The 573-nt window shown below is 71.2% G+C and carries 1 protein-coding gene; it reads right to left on the bottom strand.

Features of this window, described 5'->3' with window-relative positions; all coding sequences use genetic code 11:
* A partial coding sequence (locus ACWPOB_RS28545) for a thiolase family protein (protein ID WP_455402876.1) occupies positions 1-573 on the bottom strand: 573 nt, incomplete at both ends.

Here is a 573-nt window from a genome sequence, read left to right as displayed (position 1 = left end):
TGCCGTCGGCCAGGGTGACGGGGCTGATCTCGCGCTCGAAGAAGCCGGACTTGATGGCTTCCTCGGCCCGGTTCTGCGACCGCACGCCCCACCGGTCCTGGTCCTCGCGGGAGATGCCGGTCATCGAGGCGACGTTCTCCGCGGTCTGGCCCATCGCGATGTACACGTCGGGCAGCAGGGCCTCGCTGCGCGGGTCGGTCCACGCGGTGCCGCCCTCGGCGAGCGTGGCGGTGCGGGCCTCGGCGTCGGCGAAGAGCGGGTTCTTGGTGTTCGGCAGGCCGTCGGCGTTGCCGGTGACGAAGCTGGAGACGGACTCGACACCGGCGGAGACGAACACGTCGCCCTCGCCGGCCTTGATCGCGTGCAGCGCCATGCGGGTGGTCTGCAGCGACGACGAGCAGTAGCGGTTGACGGTCACACCGGGCAGGAAGTCGTAGCCCAGCTGCACCGCGACGACGCGGGCGATGTTGAACCCGGACTGGCCGGCGGGCTGGCCGCAGCCGAGCATCAGGTCGTCGATCTGGGTCGGGTCCAGCTCCGGCACCTTCGCCAGGGCGGCCGCGACCATCTGGG

This window comes from Rhodococcus sp. 2H158, from assembly GCF_053764755.1.
This window is presented reverse-complemented; position numbering and strand designations above follow the sequence as displayed.